Here is a 23406-nt window from a genome sequence, read left to right as displayed (position 1 = left end):
ATTAGTTTGATGTTGGACGGATTAATGGGGTTACACGTAATTAGATATGTTTGGAAATGTGCAGAACTCTCTTTGGGGTCTATTATGCATTGAACGAGGGAATTTACACATATTTAGCAAAGTTATACATAAAAAAATATAAGATACGAATTCTTTCCATATTTAAAGCTTTATTCGGTTAATTGGAATGTTGACTAACGAAAATCATTGAAAAAATGTATATTTAGCATCCATGGTTGCATTGATTATTACTGGATAAATATTGATATATGAGTAATGAAACGAATTCTGATAAGAACATTTCTATTAATTATATTATTTTATTGATACCTGTGGAATGTATTGATTTGACTGCTATTTTAAAATTGACTCTCAAAAAACTATTTAAAAATAAAGTTTAAGGTGTTGATTGGATTTGTTGCTGATGATATATTATTTCTTAACAAGAAAAATTACATACATTGGACATCGATAGCTGTTTTTTTCGTCAATGATAGGGGATTGAAAATGAAAATTGATTGGAAAAGCGTGGACAAACACCATCAAAATTATTGGTTATTTGCAGGTGTGGTGGCTTTTACATTGGGAACGACAGGACTGGTACCGACTGGATCAGCGTACGCAGATACCATCACAGAGATTGGCAATGCGACTGAAAGTACGATGACCAGCCACAATCACCAAGATGAGGAGTCGCTTGAAGTATCTAAATCGGAGGCTAATGCCGAGATGGATACAGATAGATCAGATAAGTCTGAATCTGAAGTTGATTTGCAACAACATGAGGATAAAGTGGATTCTCAAGATGGTGAAGGCCATAAAACTACTAAACCGGAAAAGGGGATAGTTGCGCCGCCAACTGATCCCGTTCCCAAACCTGATAAGACTGAGTCAGTAGTACCAAATACGCCGTCCCAACCCAATTCCAATAGTGTTATTAACCAGGTGACTCCCGTGGCAAGTGTAAAAAAATCCCTACCAACAGTGAACAATATCATACCGGACAAGAATCTCCAACGGGTAGTCTTGTATGCGATTCAGCAGACGCACCCTGAGGTTACGGATGCTTCTCAGATCACCACGGACCTTTTAGGTGAATTGACAGAAATTGATCTTTGGAATGATAAAGGAAAAAAACAGAGAATTGATCGATCTTTCTACAATGCTGTAATTAATATTAAATCGCTGAACGGCCTTCAGTATGCAAAAAATTTGACAACATTGGCCATACTACCTGATAGGTCGGTTAGTAAAGAGATTGGGAAGGCTGGCCAGCATGGCCAATTATCGGACATTTCTGCTCTCAAAGGCCTTACAAAGTTAGCTAGCTTAAATTTAAGTTGGAACCAAATTGCGGATGAAAGTATGTCCGTGATCAGTAGCTTAAAGGGCCTGACTTCATTGAATTTATCAAATAATAGAATCACAGATTTATCGGCTATATCCAACTTAGTCAATTTAAAAACGATTAATTTCTCCCAGTCTGCAGATAGTAAATATAAGATTACAAGTCTGAAGCCGTTGACGGCATTAATCAACTTAACACATGTTTCATTCTCAAATAATGATATTTCGGACCTTACGCCACTCAAACATATCACCTCACCAGAAATGATGAGTTTTGGTGGCAATCATATTTTTGACATTACGCCCCTGTTGGCACTAGACTGGAAGCCATTTTTCCCTGGAGCTGAAATTAGGTATTCGATTTCGGCGGACGGACAAACTTGGACGACAGCTCAAGCCACTCTAAATTCAGCGACAACAAAATTATCAACTTGGTCATTTGCTTACGATAATTTACATTTTAATGAGTTCATGGAGGGAGATCCAAATTCGACCGGAGAGGAACATATGATTGGTGGTGGAAATTGGTCAACGTGGAGCGAGTTGAAAATGTTAGACGCTACACACGGACAATTGAAATTGCACTGGGGTGTTGATCGACACAACGATCTTACTAAGCCAGTAGCACCTAATGGCTTAATGTTCAGTGGAATTATTACTGTACCGTATACGCTAGCTCCTAGCGTAGGCGCAGTTACGGTTGCTTTTCAGCTCAATGGTGTGGTTAATATTGCACCGTTTGTCATCTTAAGCGGTAAAACTGGTGATACATTTGACGTATTGAATGATGCTTCTGTTCAGAAGACAATAGCCAATCTTGAAAATCGCGGATTTGCATATGAAAATTCCAGAAAGCATAATCACAATCTTACAAATGTGGTTGAAAGCTCGAAGGTGATCTATGATAGTGATGCGCAAAGCATTGTGTTGATTTTCAATCCATTACAGAAAATTTATTTGGTCGATGAAATGGGAAATGCAATTGGTGATAAGCTTATCAAGAAATCTGGACAAATGGATTCGTCCTGGAAGCTTAATCTGCCTGAGATTAATGGCTATGATTTTGACCGCGTTGAGGGGAACGGTACAGTGACTGACCGAATCCTTAGTGGGACCATTCGGGACGTTAATCAGGATATCTATCTTTACTATAAAGCCAATGGTAAACCCATAATGCCACCTGTAACACCAGTTGTTCCTGGAAAACCTGCCGCAGTCGGAACGGTGGTCGTTCACTATCAAACAGCGACCGGCGAAGAGTTAGCACCCAATGATAGGCTGGTTGGAAAGGTAGGTCAATATTACGCAACGATTCCTAAGCCTTTTAAAGGATATAAGCTCGCTATGATGCCAATTAATGCAAGGGGCGTTTACACATCGGTTAATCAGGACGTTAACTATACGTATCAAATAGTTGAAAGTGGTGGGAAACCAGCAATGGAAGTTCCAGGCACACCAACTAGGCCAGAATCACCTTCTCATTTGGCAGAAGGTGGCAATGGGGATAATCAGGTCAATCTAACTCAACCGATTAAGAAACAGGCAATTCATAAGTTGCAGGGTGGGAGAGCTTTAAAATTAGTAACCAAAAGTCCAAAGCAGGTCGAAGCTATGTCTACCAAGACTTCGGTTTTACCGCAAACGAATGACCAGCAGACATCTTCATGGTGGGGAGAAGTCCTCTTGACTGTGACTAGTATTTTTTTCGGGTTCAAATGGATGGACCGGTTTAGAAATGAGTAAATCATAGTAGCGAGGCGTCAATAGCGGTTCAATTTTATAACCGCCATGCACATGTTTACGATGATGGTTAATTCTTTCATTGCGAAGAACTTGTTGCATGTATCGAATGAACATTCGAGAGACTTCGCGTTCTACTCATGGTATTGACCTCCTGATCAACAAGAACAAATTGCGCAGACTGATGCAGAGATCTTGAATGCATTGGTTACCGCGGGGAAAACGAAATCACTAAACCAAATTACGGTGAGTGATTTAACCCGTCTTAGTAGGATTAGTCGCGGAACCTTTTATTTGCACTACCTTGATAAGGATGATTTGGTAACAAATGTTGAAAATAGTCTTTCTTCCAAGTTTCAGTTGATGTTAGATACTGGCATTGACGGGACGATGAACTATCAAGATTTGAGTTCCGGTCAACCGTATCCTGTGGTAGAAGATATTGTTGCTTTTGCGGCTGAGAACAAAGCAATTCTTAGCTTTCTTTTTGGTTCCAATGGTGATCCGGCTTTCGCCGGCGCAATTACAGCTTTGCTTCAGAAATCAATTTTAAGCGAACTAAAGCGCGTCAAGGGGGCTGCAAAATTTAGAAATGACTTGCCGCAAAAATATGCGTTGTGCATAGTCACTAACGCCATCATGTCAGTCATTCTGACCTGGCTGTCCAATGAGGATTCATTAACGCAAAGCGAACTTTCAAAAGTAATCATGCGAACATTGTATCTGTCACCGTATGATGTGCTGGGTATCAAGGCGCAGTAACTGCCATCGTAAAGTCGTTGTGGTGCGCCAGTACCTTTGCGATTGTTGAATAACCTTCTTCTCAACAATGAATTGTCAAACCAAGTGCAATACTAATTGATTAAAAAGAGCCATAGTGGGGACAATTCCTTAACGACCAAGAAAAGCAAAGGAAGCCCCACTATGAGCTATTACCATCTTATTGTGAATGAATGGGAAAGCATTCTAGAACTTTTAGTCTATCGTTCAACTGTTAGTTGGATTTAATGACGATTAAGCGACTGGCGGGAAATATGACAGAAATAGTAGGAATGTATTAAGAAAATCATGCTGATGTTTATTGTGTAATGTTAACGTTTTACGTGTTGAATAATATTCCCTTTTCTAGTATGCTGACTTGGGTAGGTTGATGGAACGAGATATAATCTAGCGGATTGCATCTTTCGTTCAAGCTTTTACCTATTCATATTCTTAGAATGTCGTTAACTCGTCAGCCGTTTTCATCGGAGGAGGCATACGGATGAAGAAAGAAAGCGTTATCGCCATAGGGTCCGTGTTGGTGGGGGTATTTAGTCTATCTTTTTCAGTCAATGAGCGTGCACAAGCACAAGCAATTCATTTTAACCGGGCGCCTAAAGTGCTTAAGGGCGGTTGGGAAACTAATGATCGCAAGTTGAAAGTACATAGTGATCCGCGCATTCATTACGTTGTTACGGATCTTTATGTAACGAATAAGGAATTTCATTTAGAAGATTTTACGATGGACAAGCATAAAGAGAATTTATTCAACAGTGGGCCCTATGGTTCGTTCGCTAGAAAGCATCATAAATTAGCCTTTAGGAAGATTAGTAACCGGCATTATGTGATTACTGGCGACTATTCAGCGATGTCTGGCGAATATAAATCAGGATATCAGGTCTATTTATCTAAGAATCACCGTTCGATGAAGGTTTACCGGTATGCCAAGATTAAACGCCCGGGGTATGTAAAGGGGCATCGTTATACCGTCGGAAATTTTCACAAGTTAAAAGTAAGACCGACAGCGGAGCGGTAAAACTGTGATTTAGTTGAGCGTGATTATTAGCAAATGAATAATTTAATGTGACATGGTCTAGTCCTCAAGCCGCCAATATGGTTTTGAGGACTTTTGTGTTGAATATCAAATCCAGTAAATTTAAAGTCCCCTAAACGGTTTATAAGACCGTACCAATTAATGGATATATGTTATTAGTTAATAAGCTGTGCTTAAAAAATCACGCGTACTTGTAAATTCGCAAAAGCCTTTTCTACCGGGGACAACAGTAACTCGGGGGAACGTTTTTGCACCGTAAAACTTCATCGTATTGATTGTTTCTCACACTGTGGCTATAATGGATAGTGACAACGATAAAAATAATGATTTTGCTGCTGTTTCGCCTGATTTTGGTCATAGTTAAAGAGGGGGACCAATCATGAGGAATATTGAACGTAAAACACATTATAAGATGTACAAGTCACACCGGGGGTGGCTGGTAGCCGGGATTACAGTAACCAGTATGGCTGTCGGGATCATTGCAAGCCCACAGGCGATGCCAACCGCTCAAGCGGCCGATAACACACCGGTGACAGAAAAGGCCGGCGATGGGGCTGCAGAGAACCAGTCACAACAGGTCGTCTTACAATCGTCAAAGAGCGACAGTGACACGCCTGGCAATGATGAAAGCGCTGGCACAAATAATCCTGAGGCGCTACCAACGCCTGGGAATGATTCTGGTGAGAAGTCCGGGGACGCTGGTGCAGGTGGTGTTAGCTCTGGCAATCTTGGAAATGATGCTAATGAGGGGAGTAATGAAGAGCCTGGTACGCCACAGGCATCAGCCGCTAAAGGTGACGTGGCTGCTGATGAGCAAGACCCCGAGGGTACTGGCAGTGGTGATAATGCGCCGTCAGCTCAGAACGACGGGACCACAGATGGGCCGACTGGCGATCAACTGGAGAAATCGGCACCGACTGATCGGACCGCTACAATGCCGCCCGTTTCCACTGGGATTACGGTTCAGAATCCGGATAACTTAACGAACAAGGTCACGGGACAGCCAGCATTTAATGTCAGCAAGACCCAGCGGCTTCAGTATACTTATGATCACACGGATGATGAAGGCGTAAGTACTGACTTGCGGGCCTATGATGACTATAGCACGAAGTATCAAGCGCAGGGGGCGCGCACTTGGTTAGGTGAAACCTACGCGACTAATATTGCACAGGACGCCAAGGGAATGGATATGAATTCTCCATTACATTATGCAGATGAGACCCATCCACTGTATATTGATGAATGGATGCCTGATTCTGGGCTCCAATATTTCATTTGGCAGAGTAACTTTTCTAAAAAATATGCGACGTTTACGGACTTTAGAAACAACTTCACGAAGGCAGAATTGGCGACCGTTACGAGCATTTTATCCAGTCAGACGTTGCAATCCGTTAACGGTGCACAGTTAAAATATACTGATTACTTTATGGCGCTCATGTCAATGACCACCTTGGAGGGCCTACAGAACGCGACGAATTTGCAGAGACTCACACTCTCTCCGGATGAGATTGTCAGTTCAAATGCTTTTGGCAATGTCATGCAGTCTGGTAACCTCTGGGATATTCGGGCCTTGGGGGCTTTGACCAATCTACAAAGTGTCAATATTACTTTGTTTTCTGTAAATGATATTTCGGCGTTGGGTAATAAGGATAAATTGACCGAGGTTGACATGCCGTACAACCAGATCTCTGATATTTCGCCGCTGGCCACAGATAAGAGCTTGAATGTTCAGACGGGGACTAACCTGGCTAATCAGCATATCTTACTCGCACCGATCACGGTTAACACCAAACTGGCGAAGGGCCAGAGTACTTTGGACGATGGTGTGTTGACCTATACGACCCCATCCTTTATCGTTAAGGACTTAACGGCTAATAATTTGCCAGTCAAGGCCTTCGACAACGCCGAAGAAATACTTTACCCCCACCTCTTCCCATCTAGCGCCGATGCCGGGAACGTCAATAGTAATACGTTATCCTGGTATAACTTACTGGCCGGAACGAGTGAGGGCTACGGGAGTCTGTCGACGACCTGGGCTGATACCAATAGCAACTTCGGCGGGTACATCATCCAACCGTACGATTTAGCCGAAAATGTGAGCGATTTAAACGTTAACATCCAACTCTTACAGGCTGACGGGCAACAGTTGAGTCTGGGGCCGGCTACCTTGATTTCTGGTGAAGTTGGGTCAAACGTCAACGTCCAACAAAATGCGACGGTAATGACGTTATTGGATCAACAGCTCTCGAAGGGGTACACGTTCTCCGGATTAATTTTAGATGGCACGGGTCTTTACTCAGACTATCTAGCCGGTAACGGGAAAGCCAATGCGCAGAGCTCTTGGGTTGCGACATTGGGCGATGACTCCCGGAACTGGACGATCCTGTTCTATAAAGATGTTATGCCGTGGACAGTCTCGGTTGGCTATGGGGTGAAGGATGACGCTGGCAACTATGCGCCGATTACGAACACGGACGGGACGCCCGTAACAGCCAATTACAAGGGAACGTCGACTGACAAGCTGGCGCTGACCGATTACGAAAAGGACTTTGACGATTACGTCTACGTTGGTGCCGAGACGAGTGCCGCTGGTAAAACCTGGAGCGATATCAGTCAAACGGCCGATATTCCTTACGTTAGCGATACGCAAGCGGTGCGGATGGTTTATGCCCAAGCTAAGAAAGCCACGGTCACGGTTACGGACGCCACGACTGGCCAGACGATTCAGGTGTTGGACGCGACGACCAATCCAGAATTAAAAGGGGCCATTGGAACGACGAGTGCCTTTGATTCCAGTGCTATCATTACGCCTGAACTGGCCAAGGGCTATCAGCTGGTCAGCGATACCACCAAGAACGCCGATGGTAGTAGTGCGATTGTCTTTACTAAGGATGGTAGTGGCGCCTACACGATTACGTTGGCCCATGGTTTTCAAACGGCCGTGAAAACGGTTCAAGAGCAGATTAGCTATCAAAATCAACAGCAGAAGCAAGTCGTCGCACCGGTTGCCCAGACTATGGCGTTTGCGACCGTCACGGATCAGGTGACGCAGGACGTGACAACCTACAGTAATGCCACGTCGGCAGAGACGCCAGAGTTAGACGTCACGGGTAAGCCAACCGATGCAAACTGGATCATTTATCAAGGCGGAGACGCATTAGCGCTGGCTAGTGTGAAGAATCCAACGGTCACGGGGATGCACGTGGTGGCCACTACCGATCCGGCTAACGATTTGACGCAGACGACGGCTCAACCGGTGACGCCGGACAGCGCCGACTTAGCGATTGTAGTGACCTATGCGGCAGACAACACGACCGGTGGTGGCGGTGACGGTGGCAACAACGGCGGTGGTGATGTGACGCCACCAACCACGACGCCGGAAACACCAGAAGTACCGGACACGGATGGTGATAGTGCCCAGATCGATGACCAAGAGAACGGGCAGAAGCCGAGCGGCGAGGTCCCAGACGATGTCACCACTGATAGTCAAAAAACAATTGCCAAGCCTGGCGCAATGGTCACGGTAAGTGGTCAAGCGGCGAAGGTACAGCCAGTAGCTGCCTCGAAGACCACGGTTCACCACCCAGTCACGCTGGATAAGTCAGCCACGAAGACTGAACGGCAGACCTTACCACAGACTAACGAACGACAGGGCAATATGCTGGCAATTGTTGGATTGGCCTTGTTGGGCGCTGTTGCTGGCGTGTTTGGTTGGAAGAAACGCGAGGATTAAATCAGTTAGATAGTTAGGAGAGTGCTATTCGGATGATCGAATAGTGCTTTTTGTTTGCGAAGAAAACGGTGCCTTGGTGGTACTTCAAAGAAAGTCTTGGAGTGACGTTGTGGTATGCTTAAAACTAATGAGGTTAGTTAAATTCAGCGAAGGTGAGGAGAGACTGTATGAATCGGGATGATAAATTTGAAGATTTATCGCGACGGAAACAAGAGATACTGGTGATGCCAGAAATTATCAAATCTTTGCGCAAACTTGGTGGACGAGCGCTCACGAAGAGTATTCGAGAAGATATCTTAACGCGGGACAATGTGATTCCAGAAGCATTTATTACGCGAGAGGTCGTGAGTCAGCAGTCCGGACATAAGTATCGACCATTTGCTTTTATCTTTAACTTCAGTGTTAAAAACTTGGAATTTTCTGATTTTTTAACGCGTCCGAAGCGGGGAGAAGTTGAACTCACGAAATTGGGACGAGAGGTCGATCTAGAGACGTTGGATGTGCAGCGCGACATTTATGCTAAGGCCGATCCAGAATGGCAAAAGCAACATGACAGAAAGGCGGCGAGCCGCCATAATAAGGCAGTGCCAACGGAAGAATCCCTGACAACTGAGGAGGGAATCGCCCCTGACGATGATCCGATTGATACTTGGCGAACCGAGTTACAGGATGCGCTTTTAAAGATTAGCCCGGCGAAATTTGAACTCTTTGCCCGCAGGTTAGTGAAGGCAATGGGCGTCGATCTGGATGAAAAGATTGGGGTCAAGCTCAGTGGGGATGAAGGCCTCGATGGATTCGGCTATCTGACCAGCGACGACTTTCGAACGGCAAGAGTGGCGATTCAGGCTAAGCGTTGGACATCACCGGTGCCTTCACCCGAGATCGACAAATTTCGTGGGGCTATGGATAAATACAACGCCGAATTTGGCATTTTCGTCACCACTTCTGATTTTTCGCGGGCGGCTATTAAAGCGGCACGGACTGGGACGCGGGTGATTACACTGATTAATGGTGAACGATTGGCTGATTTGGTCGCTAAATACCAGCTGTACGTGAAGCCGGTCGTGACGTTTGAACTCGATGATTTCTTTAAGGACGTGGATTGAGGTTAACGCTGTCTTTTTTCGCTGATAATCTTTTTAAGCATGAGCGATGTTTGTCATTAACGAATTTTCTTATAAAAAATAGCCCCAGCCGATTGGCTGTAAGGCTATTTTTTAGCTTACTTCACATGAACATCGATTCGTTCAGATAGATCAGGGTTATTCACGCTACGAACCGTGAGACTGGTGTCGCCAGCGCGTAAAGCTGTAATATCGAATTTTCCATTGCTGATTTTTGTAGGAGCAGTTGCGATGGCTGAGTTAGCACTCGTGATCGTGTAGGAATTTAACTGGACATCGCTTAGCTTGATGTTATTGTAGGTGCCGGCCCACATAGTGATTTGCTTACTCTGGCCGGGTTCCAGATAAACGATGTAAACGTTGGAGGAAATATCTGCTACACGGTGGCCAGCTGCTGCCTGACTCTCTTTTGCATTATCAAAGTTGGTTGTGTCGGGGATGCTGTCCCGAATCGCTTGGCCAACCTCTGGATTCGTTGGGTGGTAGAGGGCGTTCTTATCACTCAAGTAGTAAGTGTTGGACTTGTCTGGAATTGCTGCATAGGCTGCCGCTGTGAACTCACTCTTGATCTGAGTGACCTCAATTGGTGAGGCACTACCCATCTTGTTGGAGACGTACGGGAAGCCATCTTCGTCGTAGGGCACATTGTCTACATTGTAGAGGGGAATGCCGTTGCCATCTGCGCCAAATGCCGGCAAGTTAAGCCATTGGGTCCAAGTGATGTGCTTAGTAGATTTGACGTACATTTTTCCGGTGTTCGTTGTCTTGGAGTTGGCCCTTTTGACGGCGTTCTTAGTCTTGACATTAGACGAAGACGTTGTTTTAGAAGCTGCCTTTGCACGCGCCTTCTTGTTGGTAGAAGCCTTCTTCACCCAGCTGGTTAAGTACTTACGGTTAACCCAAACGGTCTTGCCCTTCTTACCGATGCGAACTGCATAATAGATGCTGTGATCAATCTTGGCATGGCGCAGAGTCGTCAGGGAATGCGTTTGATACTTCTGACTATTGAGTTTGGCGGCAGTTCTGAATCGATAATGCTTCTTAGAAACTTTCTTCAGCGTGTAGCCCTTCCAAGAGGACTTGCGCCCATTGACGGCCACTTGGTGATGTTTCATGGGTTTATTCCATTTGACATAGTGAACTTTTGATGCATTGGCAGTGGTTGGTTGAGCGGCAGCTAGGCCAACAAAACTAGCAAGGGCCAGTATGCCAATTGTAAGTTGTTTAGTAATCTTATTCATAATTTTCTCCTACATTCAATTAATCCAAATTTTAACTCATCGTGAACTTGAACACCTTATTTAACGTTGATAGTGAACGTTTCAAAAAGGTTAGGGTTGTTTACGCTAATTACTTTAATGGTTGTACTCCCAGTACGTCTGGCCGTAATAGTAAACTTGCCGGTAGTTGTTTTACTAGGTACAGATACGATTGAGCTATCTGCAGGTTGAATGGTAAATGTATTTCGAGCTGCTTCACTTAGTTTTAAGTTTCCGTAAACAGAACTCCACATTTGCGCAGTTTTCGATTGACCAACTGACATATTAGCTAATGTGAAATTAGATGAGATTTCTGCGACACGATTTCCGGCTTGTGCTTGTGTCTGCTTAGCATTAGCGATAGATGTGTCACTGGGAATCTTATCCCGAATCGCTTGGCCAACCTCTGGATTTGTTGGGTGGTAGAGGGCGTTCTTATCACTCAAGTAGTACGTATTGGTCTTGTCCGGAATTGCCGCATAGGCTGCCGCTGTGAACTCACTCTTGATCTGAGTGACCTCAATTGGTGAAGCGCTGCCCATCTTGTTGGAGACGTACGGGAAGCCGTCTTCGTCGTAGGGCACATTGTCTACATTGTAGAGGGGAATGCCGTTGCCATCTGCGCCAAATGCCGGCAGATTAAGCCATTGGGTCCAAGTGATGTGCTTAGTAGATTTGACGTACATTTTTCCGGTGTTCGTTGTCTTGGAGTTGGCCTTTTTGACGGTATTCTTAGACTTAGCATTGGATGAGGTTGTTTTAGAAGCTGCCTTTGCACGCGCCTTCTTGTTGGTAGAAGCCTTCTTCACCCAGCTGGTTAAGTACTTACGGTTAACCCAAACGGTCTTGCCCTTCTTACCGATGCGAACTGCATAATAGATGCTGTGATCAATCTTGGCATGGCGCAGAGTCGTCAGGGAATGCGTTTGATACCTCTGACTATTGAGTTTGGCGGCAGTTCTGAATCGATAATGCTTCTTAGAAACTTTCTTCAGCGTGTAGCCCTTCCAAGAGGACTTGCGCCCATTGACGGCTACTTGGTGATGTTTCATGGGTTTATTCCATTTGACATAGTGAACTTTTGATGCATTGGCAGTGGTTGGTTGAGCGGCAGCTAGGCCAACAAAACTAACGAGGGTTAATGCTGTCAGTGCAACTCGTTTAACAATTTTATTCATGATAGTCTCCTCTGATTCAGTTGTTAATAAGCTTTAATTATTGTGTGACTTGTATAAATGGCCAGTCTTTAAGTTAATCAGACTGCTGTAATCGACAATGCTTCCGTCTCCGGTTGGCTGACTGACGAATTGCGCATAATAGCCTTTGATTTTCCTACCACTCTGCCAGCGGCCACTTTCCCAGTGACCGGTATGAGCGTTGTGGAGGATACCTTCGAAGGCATTGAAGGTCGTCGAGTAGCGCAAAACGCCGTGGCCATGATAAGTTTTACGATACTTCAAATGATATTTTTTACGCATCTGTTTAATTGTGTATTTTGAACGATAAGTCTTGCCCTGAAAGGTGATGTGGTGCCATTTAGCGGCTTGAGCCTTGGCAGGAGCAGATACGACTAGAATCGTTGTTATTGTGAGTACGATAAGTAAAGCGAACTTTTGTATTTTATGTGGCATAAGTGTCTTCCTTCGAGAAAGTCTTGATCGTCGTTAAAAGGCGTCAAACCAATCGTCTAAATTATGATTGATTATAGGTGTAAACTTGCTAAAGATGTGATGCGGGTATCAATGAATCAGCGACGATTGGCGTTGGCTGCGTAGAAGGTAGCCGCCATGGCCCATCCCTTGGCGGCCCGAGCTTCCATTTCAGCTTGGCGTGCCGACTGGTAGGTCAGATCGGAAGTCTTCTTCATTTGATCATGGTACTTGTCGGTTTCCAGCACATTCAGTGCCTCTTTGAAACTGTCTGCTCGTCCAACGGATACGATATCAAACAATCGTGCAGGATCGTAGTTGTAAAGATAGCGGTCGGGGTAGTTAACGGTTGCTGCTAGTTTTTGTAAACCATTTTGATTGTAAGCTATGTCGCCCTGAAGCGTCCGCAGTTGATTGATTACACTGGGACTAGCCGTATTGTGTTTTTGCAAATAGCGATTGTGGTACCACGGCTTAATCTTAAAAATTCTATCAATTAACTTGTAGACCAACCAGTTAATCCACCACACAAAGATAAAGCCGACCAATAGAACGAAGAGATTTTCAGCGCCTAGTAGTGAGCCAATTGAGGGAAGGGTGAAAATTCCCGTGATTTCTAGGACACGCTTTCGATACTGACTATCCGCAGCATCGTTGGTCTGTTGTTGCCATTGACGATTAATCGCATTTTTCTTGGCGAGTGCCGTCTCGTAAATTCTTTCCGCCTTATCAAGAACGGAAAGCGTATCCAATAATGATTCTTTAGACATTGTTTGAATGTCATCCATGTCTCCACCTCCGAAATATGTAAAAGTTGTCAAATAGAAGCAATCACGGCTTAAAGAATATCGAGATTTGGTCGCGATCGATCCCAATGACAGTGAGGATGGATGCAAATTCTTTGACGTCAATAGGAACCGTCCCAGCTTCACGCTTCCAGTAAGAACTCCGACTCATCCCCAAGCGTTGTGCCATTTTGGTCTGGGTAATACCTGATGCTATGCGCTCTGCCTTGATTCGCCTTAAGTCAAAATCCAAAGTATCCAGCCTCCTTTTCACCAATAAACAATACCGTTATCGTTCCCAATTGTCAACGAAGTGTTCCGGCTTCGCATCAAAAGTTTATATGTGGGAACTTTTTTGATATACTTCAGTCAATCAGTCGGGAGGTGAGGATCGTTAGAACAAGTGAAGAAGTTATCGACTTGATTATCAAAATTAGAATGGATCGGGCGATCTCACTTTCCGAGTTGGCCCGAAAAACTGGAATTGCTAAATCTACGCTATCACGCTACGAAAATAAGTCGCGGACTTTTCCATTAAATTACGTGGATCGTTTTGCGACCGCGCTAAACGTGCAGGTCAGTGATTTGTTAGGCTTGCATGATATGGAAATTGCCGAACTGTATGAACAGCTCGACGCGGCTAATCGTTATAAGGCCCGCGCGTACCTGCAAAAGTTAGTGGCGGAGCAAGGCGCGAAGGGTTAACTCACACTGACAAATGACGCGGCATCCCACCCATAATAGTGTATAATGAGAATATTCTAATGTTAGCGTCCACAACCGCTTAACGTCTCACACATGACCGGTTCATGGCGCGACATTATCCTATTAGGAGGCAATCATGGCAAAATCCACACATTTCTATGAATTATTCCAACCTAAGCATTACAACATCTACTTAGACATTAATCGTGCCACCAAACAGATTAGTGGGACGTCCACCATCACGGGGAACGCCAGCGAATCTAAGGTCGCAATTCACCAAAAATACATGACCATCACTGCCGTCAAGGCCGATGGGCAAGACGTCCCATTTACCTTTGATGACAAGTCCGAAGGCATTCACATCGACCTGAGCCAGACCGGTGACACTACCCTGACCATCGACTTCACAACACCCTTAACCGACAGCATGATGGGAATTTACCCATCTTACTACGAACTCAACGGCGAGAAGAAGCAGATTATCGGCACGCAGTTTGAAACGACCGCGGCGCGCCAAGCCTTCCCATGTGTCGACGAACCCGAAGCCAAGGCCACGTTTGACCTGGCCATTAAGTTCGACGAACAACCCGGCGAGACCATCATCAGCAACATGCCCGAAGTGAAGACCGAAAACGGCGTCCACTACTTCGACACCACGGTCCGGATGTCCTCCTACTTGATTGCATTTGCCTTTGGGGACATGCAGAGCAAATTGACCACCACCAAGAGTGGGGTACAAGTCGGCGTCTTCGCCACCAAGGCCCACCAGGCCAAGGAACTCGACTTCGCTCTCGACATCGCCAAACGGTCCATCGAGTTCTATGAAGATTTCTACCAGACACCATATCCGCTCCCACATTCCTGGCAGATGGCCTTACCCGACTTTTCCGCCGGCGCCATGGAGAATTGGGGCCTGGTCACGTACCGGGAAGCCTACCTGTTAATTGATCCCGACAATACCGCCTTTGACCTGAAGCTACGGGTTGCCACGGTGGTTGCCCATGAATTAGCTCACCAATGGTTCGGGGATCTGGTCACCATGAAGTGGTGGGATGATCTATGGTTGAACGAAAGTTTCGCCAACATGATGGAATACGTCGCTATCGACGCCATCGAACCAACCTGGGGCGCCTGGGACGCCTTCCAGTCCGGCGATGTACCGATGGCCCTACAACGCGACGCCACCGATGGCGTGCAGTCCGTTCACGTACAGGTCGAGGACCCGGCCGAAATCGATGCACTCTTCGACAGCGCCATCGTCTACGCCAAGGGGGCACGGATGCTGGTGATGGTGCGCGCTTTAATCGGCGACGATGCTTTACGTGCCGGCCTAAAGGCGTACTTCGCCGCCCACAAATACGGCAATGCCCGCGGTGCCGATCTCTGGTCCGCGTTGGGGAAGGCTTCCGGCCTAGACGTCGGTGCCATCATGAACTCCTGGCTCGAACAGCCCGGTTATCCGGTCGTGACGGCCAAGGTTGTCGACGGTCAGTTGATTCTCACCCAGCAGCAGTTCTTCGTAGGTGACGGTCAGGACGCCGGTCGGCAATGGCAAATTCCGTTGAACAGCAATTACGCTGCTGCACCAACGCTTCTTAAGAACGAGCGACTCAACCTCGGTGACTACCAGACACTACGTCAGGCCAGCGGGGAACCTTTCCGGCTGAACGTGGGGAACAACTCCCACTTCATCGTCCAGTACGACGAGACGTTGTTACAGGATATCTTAGCCAATGTCAACGCGCTCGATGAGATTTCGCAACTGCAACTCCTACAAGATTTGCGCCTATTGGCCGAGGGACGCCGGATTTCCTACGCCGACGTCGTTCCGTTACTTCACCAATTTGCCGACAGTAAGTACACGGTGGTTACCAGCGCACTCTACACGGTCGCCGGCAACCTGCGGAAATTCGTGACGCCAGACTCCACGGAAGAACAGCAGATTAAGGCCTACTATGACCAACTGAGTGCCCAACAAGTTGCCCGTTTAGGCTGGACGCCACGTGAAAATGACGACATCGACGATGAATTATCCCGGCCGACGGTGTTGAGTGCCGCGCTCTTTGCGCACAATACGAAGGCCATCGCCGCCGCTCACGACCAGTTCACGGCCAACGCCGATGACTTGGTCAACTTACCGGCAGCCACGCGGCCCTTAATCCTCGCCAACGAGGTGAAGAATTACGGCAGTGCCGAATTGTTCGACCGTTTATTGGCTGCTTACCGGGACTCCACCGATGCCAGCTACAAGGCCGACCTGTGTGCCGCTTTGACCAGTACCACGGACGCGGATTTAATTGCCAAATTAATCGTGGCCTTCGAAGACGCTGATACGGTCAAACCACAAGACTTGCGGGCCTGGTTCCGCGACGTTCTTGCCAACAGCAAGGGCGAACAAGCCGCTTGGGACTGGATCAGAAACGACTGGCAATGGCTCGAAGACACGGTTGGTGGGGACATGGAATTTACAACCTACATCACCGTCATCTCGCGGGTCTTCCGGACACCGGAACGTCTGGCCGAGTTCAAGGCCTTCTTCGAACCTAAGGTCAACACCCCAGGCTTAACCCGGGAAATCACGATGGACATCAAGGTGATTACCACCCGCGTGAACCTGATTAGAGACGAACAGGCAGCCGTCAACGCTGCGATTGCTGCGGCGGTGAAATAAGACTGTATCGTTAATTTAGAGCTATACATGAAACAGAGTGGGATAATAGGCGATTAGTCGGTGGGCATTAAGAGTTTTAGGCGGAACCGGCTGCCTTTTGGCGCACGTTTCGGTTATCTAAATTGGAAACACAAGAGTTTGGGAATATTTTTCTCAAACTCTTTTTGTTGCCCTCACTTACTACTAATGTAATTTCTGACGGATTTGTTGCAGGATTTTACCAAAAAAGTTGAAGTTTCGAATAGGCCCGAGAAAGGTCAGGGGGCAACAGCTTTTAGTCCCCGCACCAAATGAGCCGTCTATGGTATACTAATTTCATGACAAAATCAGCCGTATCCCCGCCAGGATGGGATCGGTCGAGATGGGAGACCCACTTTTCATGAACGAAGTTATTGCTTATTTTCAATCCATCAAGATTCGGGGGATGGGTTGGATTCTACTGGTCTGTCTGTATTTATTCGCCAACCAACCGATTCTGATTATTGTGTATCTGTACGTGGCGGCGGTAATGGTCTTGCGGACCTGGTTGGCCCAATTTCCTCACGCCGCCAAGGTTGGACTGACCGTGGCCTACACGTTACTGATGGTGATTCAGATCATCTTCATTTCGGTAGCGGTCTTTCCGTTGCGCGGTGCATCGCTGATGTATTTCGTCGGCAAATTGGTTGGGGTGATGCTGGTCGTCTTGCCGCTGTGGGTCGAGCGCTTCGTGACCACCAATAATCAGACGGTCTTTTACCTCCCCACGGTGGAAGAGGCGGCGACGGTGAGCTTCGATGAACTCCGGCAAAGCGCCGACAAGCTTAGCGACCTGCTGAACGGAGCGGCCGCGGCCAAGGATAAGGTGTCCGTGGCTCACGTGAAAATGATTATCGAGGATCTCCCGCGGCATAGCGCCGTGCACTATATCAATCACGGGACGTTAACGCCGGCCTATTTTGAGGCGGCGACTGCCACGTTACCCGACACCAACCTGTACCTCGCCGTGTCCAACACGGGGAGTGCGGCCAGCGAGATGATCTCGGTCTTTACGCGCAAACAATTCAACCACGTCTCGCTATCCTTTGATCGCGACTTAGAAACCATTATCAGCTACAACGGCGGCGACAACGTCTATCCGCCCGGCATGAATGCGGAAACGCTGGAGTTCTTCCACCAAAAAGCGGGGGCTTCGATTTTGGTCTACAGTCTCCCGGTGACGGTGGTGCAGAAGCGCTTCGTGATCGACAAGATTGCCGAAATCAACCGTGAGGGTAGCGCCTACAACATGATTGGGTTGGTGTCGAAGCATTCGGCCAAGCCCAACATCATGTTTTGTTCCCAGTTCGTCTACACGATGCTCCAACGAGCGGGAGTGGCCTACTTTGAGATGAAACCCGGCGAGGTACGCCCCACGGATTTTATTGAGCAGGATTACTACAAGAAGTTAAAGTTTGAGTATGAATTGAAATTCTAACGAAAAGGGACCCGGAAGTTTTCTTCCAGGGCCCTTTTGGATTAGCAACTAAAGGTTGAGAGTTTGCGAACACATTCCAGCCCCAGCTGGCAAGGCTTATCGCCATTAAACAAGCCATTAACACCACCTGCGGCTGCCAGAGATTCCGGCGCTGTGGGGACCGCCTGCGGCCCGGGAAGCGGTCCTCCGGCTCGGTTTGGAGCCTGGCAAAATTCGCCAGTCTCCAAACACGTCCCGCGGTGTAAGCTGATGCACAGCTAACACCGCTATCACGGCTACCTCCATCTCTGGCTGCCTCCAGTTACGCTGGATGAAAACCGTTGAACGCGTGGTGACACCGCTGGAGTGGCAATGTAGCTTAATTGAATACCCCTCAGGTAGCCGTGAGTGAGTCAAATTTGGTCTCAGCCGTGGGATTTTCCAAGTGTTTTGCTTGGAAAATGGCGTCTTTGAGACGCGGCTGACGGCTCAAAGCGAGGGACAAGACCGTTCTTTGGCTTGGCCCGTCCTTCCCACCGCGATCCAGACCAAATTTGGCGAACGGCAAGGCGGCCAGTACGCGACTAACATATTATAGTGGCTGGTACCTTTGTCATACTACGGATTCTAGCTGTTTTCTAGCTTTCAACCTTTAGTTAGCAAAAGAAAACAGGTTGCCAGTCGTTCAACCGGTAACCTGCGATTAAAATTAGTCGTTCAAATTGTACCGTAACTTCATGTGTTCGGAACCAAACGTCACCATGTCACCGAGTAACTTGGTTTGCCGTTTGAAGGATTCGTCAGACAGCTTTTCGTTGGCTTCCTTCAAAATATCCGTGTTGGCACCATCGACAATAGCGGCATCCGTCTCGTGTTGAATCTGACGGTAAGCGGACATGGCTTCCAAGGCGAAAGTGTTTCGGAAGTCTTCGTACAGGCTGTAGTCCGTGTCACCCAATAAAGCAGTGGTACAACTCAACCAGTACATGTGGTTCATGTTAAACGTACCATCGGCATCTTTGTAAGCAGCCGGCGTATCGTTAACGTTGGCGTAGAACGGTACGACCGTGTTGAACGTGTTGGCGCCAAAGGCTAACCAGTGAATCCCGGCGATGCTGTCGGGCACGTTGTTTCTGATTTGTAAGATGTGGACGTCGTGATTCCGGTTGATACCGATTGGCCGGAAGAGGGTCTTGTCATCTTCGGAGCCGTGACCGTAGACGTCGTACTTCGTGTTTTCGTAGTGGGAGCTCAGCACGAACTTCACGTCATCAATGGAAATTTTCCGGTTGGCGTGGCAGATGAAAGGCAGGTCTTGGTCTTGGGGATCGTGTTCAATTTCAGGATTGAAGTACTTCTGACCGAACCAGGCCCGCGGGTTATTGTAGACCGTGTCCTTGATCGTGGCACTACCGAAGATGTGCCGCAAGTTCACGTGGTCGAAGTCGGGGTTCAAGTTGTACTTGGCGATCAGGTCTTCTAAGTCGTCAGAGGACAGGGTGTCTTCGGCGCTGAAATCAAAGTCGTCAATGTTCATGCGGTTGGGCGCAACTACATAGGCGTCGTCCGGAATCCGCTTGGCTGCCCAGTGGTGGCCACCAATGGTTTCTAACCACCAGATTTCGTTGTTGTCGGAGAAGGCGATCCCGTTTGGTTCATAAGTCCCGAATTCTTCGAGCAGACTGCCCAAACGCTTAACCCCATCGCGGGCACTGTGAATGTATGGCAGAACCAAAGTGACGAGGTCTTCTTCGCCAATTCCGCCGGCAACGTACGGATCGATACCCAGAACACGGGAATTCGTGGTGATGGTTTCCGTCGCGGACATTGCCACATTTTCACTGTTAATCCCGGCAGCGGGCCAGATTCCATTGGTCAAAATGGAGTTGGGAATGGACGTGTAGCGTAAGGGATTGTCAGGCAAGCTGATCTTAACACCGCTGATAACCGCTTGGTAATCGCGGGGCTGGTCGTCGGGGTTAACCACGACAAACCGTTCTGGATCTAAGGCCTCGTGGCCATCATCGTTTCGTGAAATGATGGTGGAACCGTCTAAGGACGCCTTTTTTCCTACTAAAATGGTGGTACATGAACCTTTAATTCTCTTCGTCATGAATACAGCACTCCTTTTTCCCACATTATAGCATTGAAAGTGGGTGCGTTGAAGTGGTTGATTAGTCGTGTGGGGACTTCGGGTCGTCTTGTGGAGGCGACTGTTGGGAGAGTAACCGGTGGAGCTCCGCGTTCTGTTTCTCAATGGTCGTCAGTTGGTCGCGTAATTGCTGATACTGGTTGGTTTCCCCGCGGTGGGCGAAGTAGGTGGTGATGGTGCTGGTCAGGGCACCGATAAAGCCGATGCCGACAATCATTAGCAGGGTCGCTGCCCATTTACCAATCGTGGTCTGCGGTGCGACATCGCCGTAACCCACGGTCGAGGCCGTGGCGATCGCCCACCAGAGGGCCTCGCTCCACGAGACGTGTTCGGCGTAAGCATAGAGGGTCGCCGCCAAGATGAGGATGGCGAGACTGGCCCAGACCAGGTAAATGAAGCCGTTAGTCCGCAGAAAGGTGCGCAGAGGCTTACGCAAACGACCGATGAATCCCGCCAGTCGAACCAGACGAAAGAGTTTGGTGAGTTGGAGCAGTCGCGTCAGGCGTGCCAACCGGAAGAAACTAAAGAGACTGGTCAGCGGAAGGATGGCGATGAGGTCGCAGAGGTTGTGGCAGAAGAAGACCCATTTCCGTGGTGCCCGCCAGAACCGAACCACGTAGTCCACGGTAAACACGGCGAGAATACTATCATCTAGCCACGACCACGGCCGTGACGTCAGGTTGAGCACGCTGGAGAAGTCGAGAATGGTCAAGCCAATCGCCGCTAACGCCAAGAGAATAATTATCCCGTTATAGAATTTTCGTTGCCAGGCCATGCGCCACACCCCCCAATTGTGAAACACCTGTTTAAGTTCAGTATCCCATGTTTTCGGGGCCAAACGGTGTAGGGCCGCTTGGTAGCGCAGGTGGCTTAACTTGGTCAAGAACATAGAAAAAGTCGAAAGCGGACTCTCGACTTTTCTTATGAAGACTGTTGAATTGTGGGGATAACGTCCCTAGAGAGAAGACGACCTGTCTAAGCGTCTAGGCGCATCTTTACGGCTGAGTCTGGTGTAGCCGGAGTCAGGGCTGGTAGGAGCGCGTCGATAATGCCCTGTACCGGGGTGGGAAAGGCGAAAATCATTTTCGACAATTCCGCCGCGGTCAGGCGCTGGTCGATCACCAGTACCAAAACGTTCACGAGGTCTGGCGCGTCCATCCCATAGATGTCGGCTCCGACCAAGTGATTCGTCGCATCTAAGACGACCGTCATCTCGGCATCGTTTTCGTTCTTGTATTCGAAGTTGAATAGCTTCCCATAAGGTAAGTGAACGATGTGGTAGTCGGTATTTCCGGCAGCTTCGGCGGCGCTGAGACCGACCCGGGCAATCCGGGGCAGGGAGAAGAGCACGCTGGGGATGGCGGGATAACTGATTGGTGCGGTTTCACCTAAAATTTGACCGGCGATATAATTTGATTCAAAAGTTGCTGTGGGGGTTAACTTTGCTACGGACTTGTCGAGGACATCGCCGCTGGCATAGATGTTGTCGCCGTTAGCACGCAGATGATCGTCCACGACGATGCCCCGCTTGCTGGAGTGAATGCCGGCGTTTTCCAGACCAAGCAGGTTGATGTTGGGTTGGCGACCAGTGGCGGCGAGAACGTAATCGGTCGACACGACTAGGCCACTTTCGGTGGTCACGTCGTAGCCAGCATCCGTGCTAACCACCGAGGTGACTGGCTCGTTGAACCGGATGTCGGCGCCAGCGGCCTGTAATTGAACCAGTAATTTGGTCACGTAGCGGGGGGCAAAGCCCTTGGCTGCGCGACTACCATGGGCCAGAATCGTCACGTGCGTCCCGAGTTGAAGAACCAGCGCGGCAAATTCCAAGGCAATCACGCCGGCGCCGATAATGGTCATGTCGGCCGGGAGGTGTTCCAGGTTCAAGAACTCACGGCTGTCATGGAGAAATTCCTTGCCGGGGATCTCCGGTTTGGTCGCATGCTGGCCGGTTCCCAAGACGATGTTGTCGGCCAAAATCTTTTGCTTGCCGACCTGGATCATGTGGTTCCCCATCAGAATCCCGGTACCGTGAATGATGTCGATGCCCAGTTGATCGAAGAGCGCCGTCATTTTAGTGGGCAGGGCATCGATGACTTGGTGCTTGTAGGCCATAAAGTCTTCCCAGTTAAAGGCGGGGGTCTGGTCAACGCCAACGCCACGGTACTGCTTCAGTTGGGCGATTAGTTCGGAAGGGCCATCCAGTAAAATTTTGGCATCACAGCCATAGTTGGTGCAAGTGCCGGCGACGAGATCCTTTTCAATCAGGACCACCGACTTGCCGGCTTGACGAAGAGCGACTGCGGCGTGCCAAGTGGCGTGGCCACTACCGATAAATGCGACATCATATTGAATCATTAAATAAAATACCTCTTTCTTGTGAGACCAATAAAAACGGTCGTGTGCGACTAATCTATCAAACTAAAAATGCTAGTTCAGCATTTTTTCCAAAGTGGCAATTAACGCGTGATTCTGAGCGAGCATGCCCTGGTAATCCGCGGGGTCAATATCTTGCTGGCGAACGCAGACGCGAATCGACTTAAAAATCTCAGTTTTACTCGTTCTCCCGGTTTCGGTTAGTTGGATAATTAACTGCCGGTGATCGGAGCTTGCTAACTCCCGGGTAATCCACCCTTTATTCTCCATTCTTTTCAGTAATGGGGTCAGGGTGTTACTCCCAAAGTCCAGCTGCTCACCAAGTGCATGGAGGGGCTGGCGATCCTCTTCCCACAGCGTCAAAAGAACCAAGTATTGCGGATAGGTCAGGCCAAACGGTTGTAAGGCCTGCTGGTAAAACTTGATAAAAAGACGGCTTGCGTGGTACATCGAAAAGCAAAGTTGGTTCGCCAGCGTCATGTCTGAATCTTTCATGATTGGTTCCTCCAATTTCAATTGCGTACGATTTAATTTACTATAATCTAATATGTGCGAGCTGTCAACTATTTCAGGGTATTTTGTGAAAAAAGCTTGTTCGCCATGCCGTTCGGTTGTAT

General features: G+C 47.9%; 17 protein-coding genes. 8 read left to right on the top strand and 9 right to left on the bottom strand.

The window, feature by feature from the left end:
- Positions 1-507 precede the first annotated feature (507 nt).
- The 5 genes from KB236_06530 to KB236_06510 all read left to right on the top strand — a co-directional run bounded on the left by KB236_06530 (position 508) and on the right by KB236_06510 (position 9739).
- Positions 508-3090 (top strand): MucBP domain-containing protein, encoded by a 2583-nt coding sequence (locus KB236_06530; protein UIF28213.1) that lies wholly within the window; start codon positions 508-510, stop codon positions 3088-3090.
- Positions 3091-3282: 192 nt separating this feature from the next.
- On the top strand, positions 3283-3849 hold the full coding sequence (locus KB236_06525; protein UIF28212.1) for a TetR family transcriptional regulator C-terminal domain-containing protein: 567 nt from the start codon (positions 3283-3285) through the stop codon (positions 3847-3849).
- Positions 3850-4348: 499 nt separating this feature from the next.
- Positions 4349-4882, top strand: coding sequence for a hypothetical protein (locus tag KB236_06520; GenBank protein UIF28211.1), 534 nt, complete (start codon positions 4349-4351; stop codon positions 4880-4882).
- A 397-nt stretch (positions 4883-5279) separates the two neighbouring features.
- Positions 5280-8633 (top strand): LPXTG cell wall anchor domain-containing protein, encoded by a 3354-nt coding sequence (locus tag KB236_06515; GenBank protein ID UIF28210.1) that lies wholly within the window; start codon positions 5280-5282, stop codon positions 8631-8633.
- A 167-nt stretch (positions 8634-8800) separates the two neighbouring features.
- The gene (locus KB236_06510; protein ID UIF28209.1) at positions 8801-9739 is read left to right on the top strand and encodes a restriction endonuclease; all 939 of its coding nucleotides are present in this window, start codon (positions 8801-8803) and stop codon (positions 9737-9739) included.
- 116 nt (positions 9740-9855) lie between these two features.
- Here KB236_06510 and KB236_06505 read toward each other — a convergent pair whose 3' ends face one another.
- The 5 genes from KB236_06505 to KB236_06485 form a co-directional block, all read right to left on the bottom strand.
- Positions 9856-10998, bottom strand: coding sequence for a hypothetical protein (locus KB236_06505; protein ID UIF28208.1), 1143 nt, complete (start codon positions 10996-10998; stop codon positions 9856-9858).
- Positions 10999-11054: 56 nt separating this feature from the next.
- On the bottom strand, positions 11055-12194 hold the full coding sequence (locus KB236_06500) for a hypothetical protein (GenBank protein UIF28207.1): 1140 nt from the start codon (positions 12192-12194) through the stop codon (positions 11055-11057).
- A 33-nt stretch (positions 12195-12227) separates the two neighbouring features.
- Positions 12228-12647, bottom strand: coding sequence for a hypothetical protein (locus tag KB236_06495; protein ID UIF28206.1), 420 nt, complete (start codon positions 12645-12647; stop codon positions 12228-12230).
- 116 nt (positions 12648-12763) lie between these two features.
- Entirely contained in the window at positions 12764-13453 is a 690-nt protein-coding gene (locus KB236_06490) for a hypothetical protein (protein UIF28205.1), read from the bottom strand.
- A 43-nt stretch (positions 13454-13496) separates the two neighbouring features.
- Positions 13497-13703 carry a helix-turn-helix domain-containing protein gene (locus KB236_06485; protein UIF28204.1) on the bottom strand — a complete coding sequence of 69 codons (207 nt, stop codon included), beginning with the start codon at positions 13701-13703 and terminating at the stop codon, positions 13497-13499.
- Positions 13704-13870: 167 nt separating this feature from the next.
- Between KB236_06485 and KB236_06480 the strand changes: the two genes are divergently transcribed.
- The 3 genes from KB236_06480 to KB236_06470 all read left to right on the top strand — a co-directional run bounded on the left by KB236_06480 (position 13871) and on the right by KB236_06470 (position 18282).
- Positions 13871-14155: a helix-turn-helix domain-containing protein gene (locus KB236_06480; GenBank protein ID UIF28203.1), complete on the top strand. Its 285-nt coding sequence runs from the start codon at positions 13871-13873 to the stop codon at positions 14153-14155.
- A gap of 136 nt (positions 14156-14291) precedes the next feature.
- Positions 14292-16826, top strand: coding sequence for a M1 family metallopeptidase (locus KB236_06475; GenBank protein ID UIF28202.1), 2535 nt, complete (start codon positions 14292-14294; stop codon positions 16824-16826).
- Positions 16827-17205: 379 nt separating this feature from the next.
- The gene (locus tag KB236_06470) at positions 17206-18282 is read left to right on the top strand and encodes a hypothetical protein (GenBank protein UIF28201.1); all 1077 of its coding nucleotides are present in this window, start codon (positions 17206-17208) and stop codon (positions 18280-18282) included.
- Between the two features lie 688 nt (positions 18283-18970).
- Here the strand turns inward: KB236_06470 and KB236_06465 are convergent.
- From KB236_06465 to KB236_06450, 4 genes are all read right to left on the bottom strand, one after another.
- Positions 18971-20374, bottom strand: coding sequence for a C69 family dipeptidase (locus tag KB236_06465; GenBank protein UIF28200.1), 1404 nt, complete (start codon positions 20372-20374; stop codon positions 18971-18973).
- Between the two features lie 61 nt (positions 20375-20435).
- On the bottom strand, positions 20436-21188 hold the full coding sequence (locus KB236_06460) for a potassium channel family protein (protein ID UIF28199.1): 753 nt from the start codon (positions 21186-21188) through the stop codon (positions 20436-20438).
- A gap of 200 nt (positions 21189-21388) precedes the next feature.
- Positions 21389-22771 (bottom strand): NAD(P)/FAD-dependent oxidoreductase, encoded by a 1383-nt coding sequence (locus tag KB236_06455; GenBank protein UIF28198.1) that lies wholly within the window; start codon positions 22769-22771, stop codon positions 21389-21391.
- 72 nt (positions 22772-22843) lie between these two features.
- Positions 22844-23284 carry a MarR family transcriptional regulator gene (locus KB236_06450; GenBank protein UIF28197.1) on the bottom strand — a complete coding sequence of 147 codons (441 nt, stop codon included), beginning with the start codon at positions 23282-23284 and terminating at the stop codon, positions 22844-22846.
- Positions 23285-23406: the final 122 nt, after the last annotated feature.

It is taken from the genome of Levilactobacillus brevis (genome assembly GCA_021383565.1).
In the GTDB taxonomy this organism is placed as follows: Bacteria; Bacillota; Bacilli; order Lactobacillales; family Lactobacillaceae; genus Levilactobacillus; species Levilactobacillus brevis_B.
Note: the sequence above shows the minus strand (reverse complement) of the source record. Positions and strands in the feature narration are given on the sequence as shown.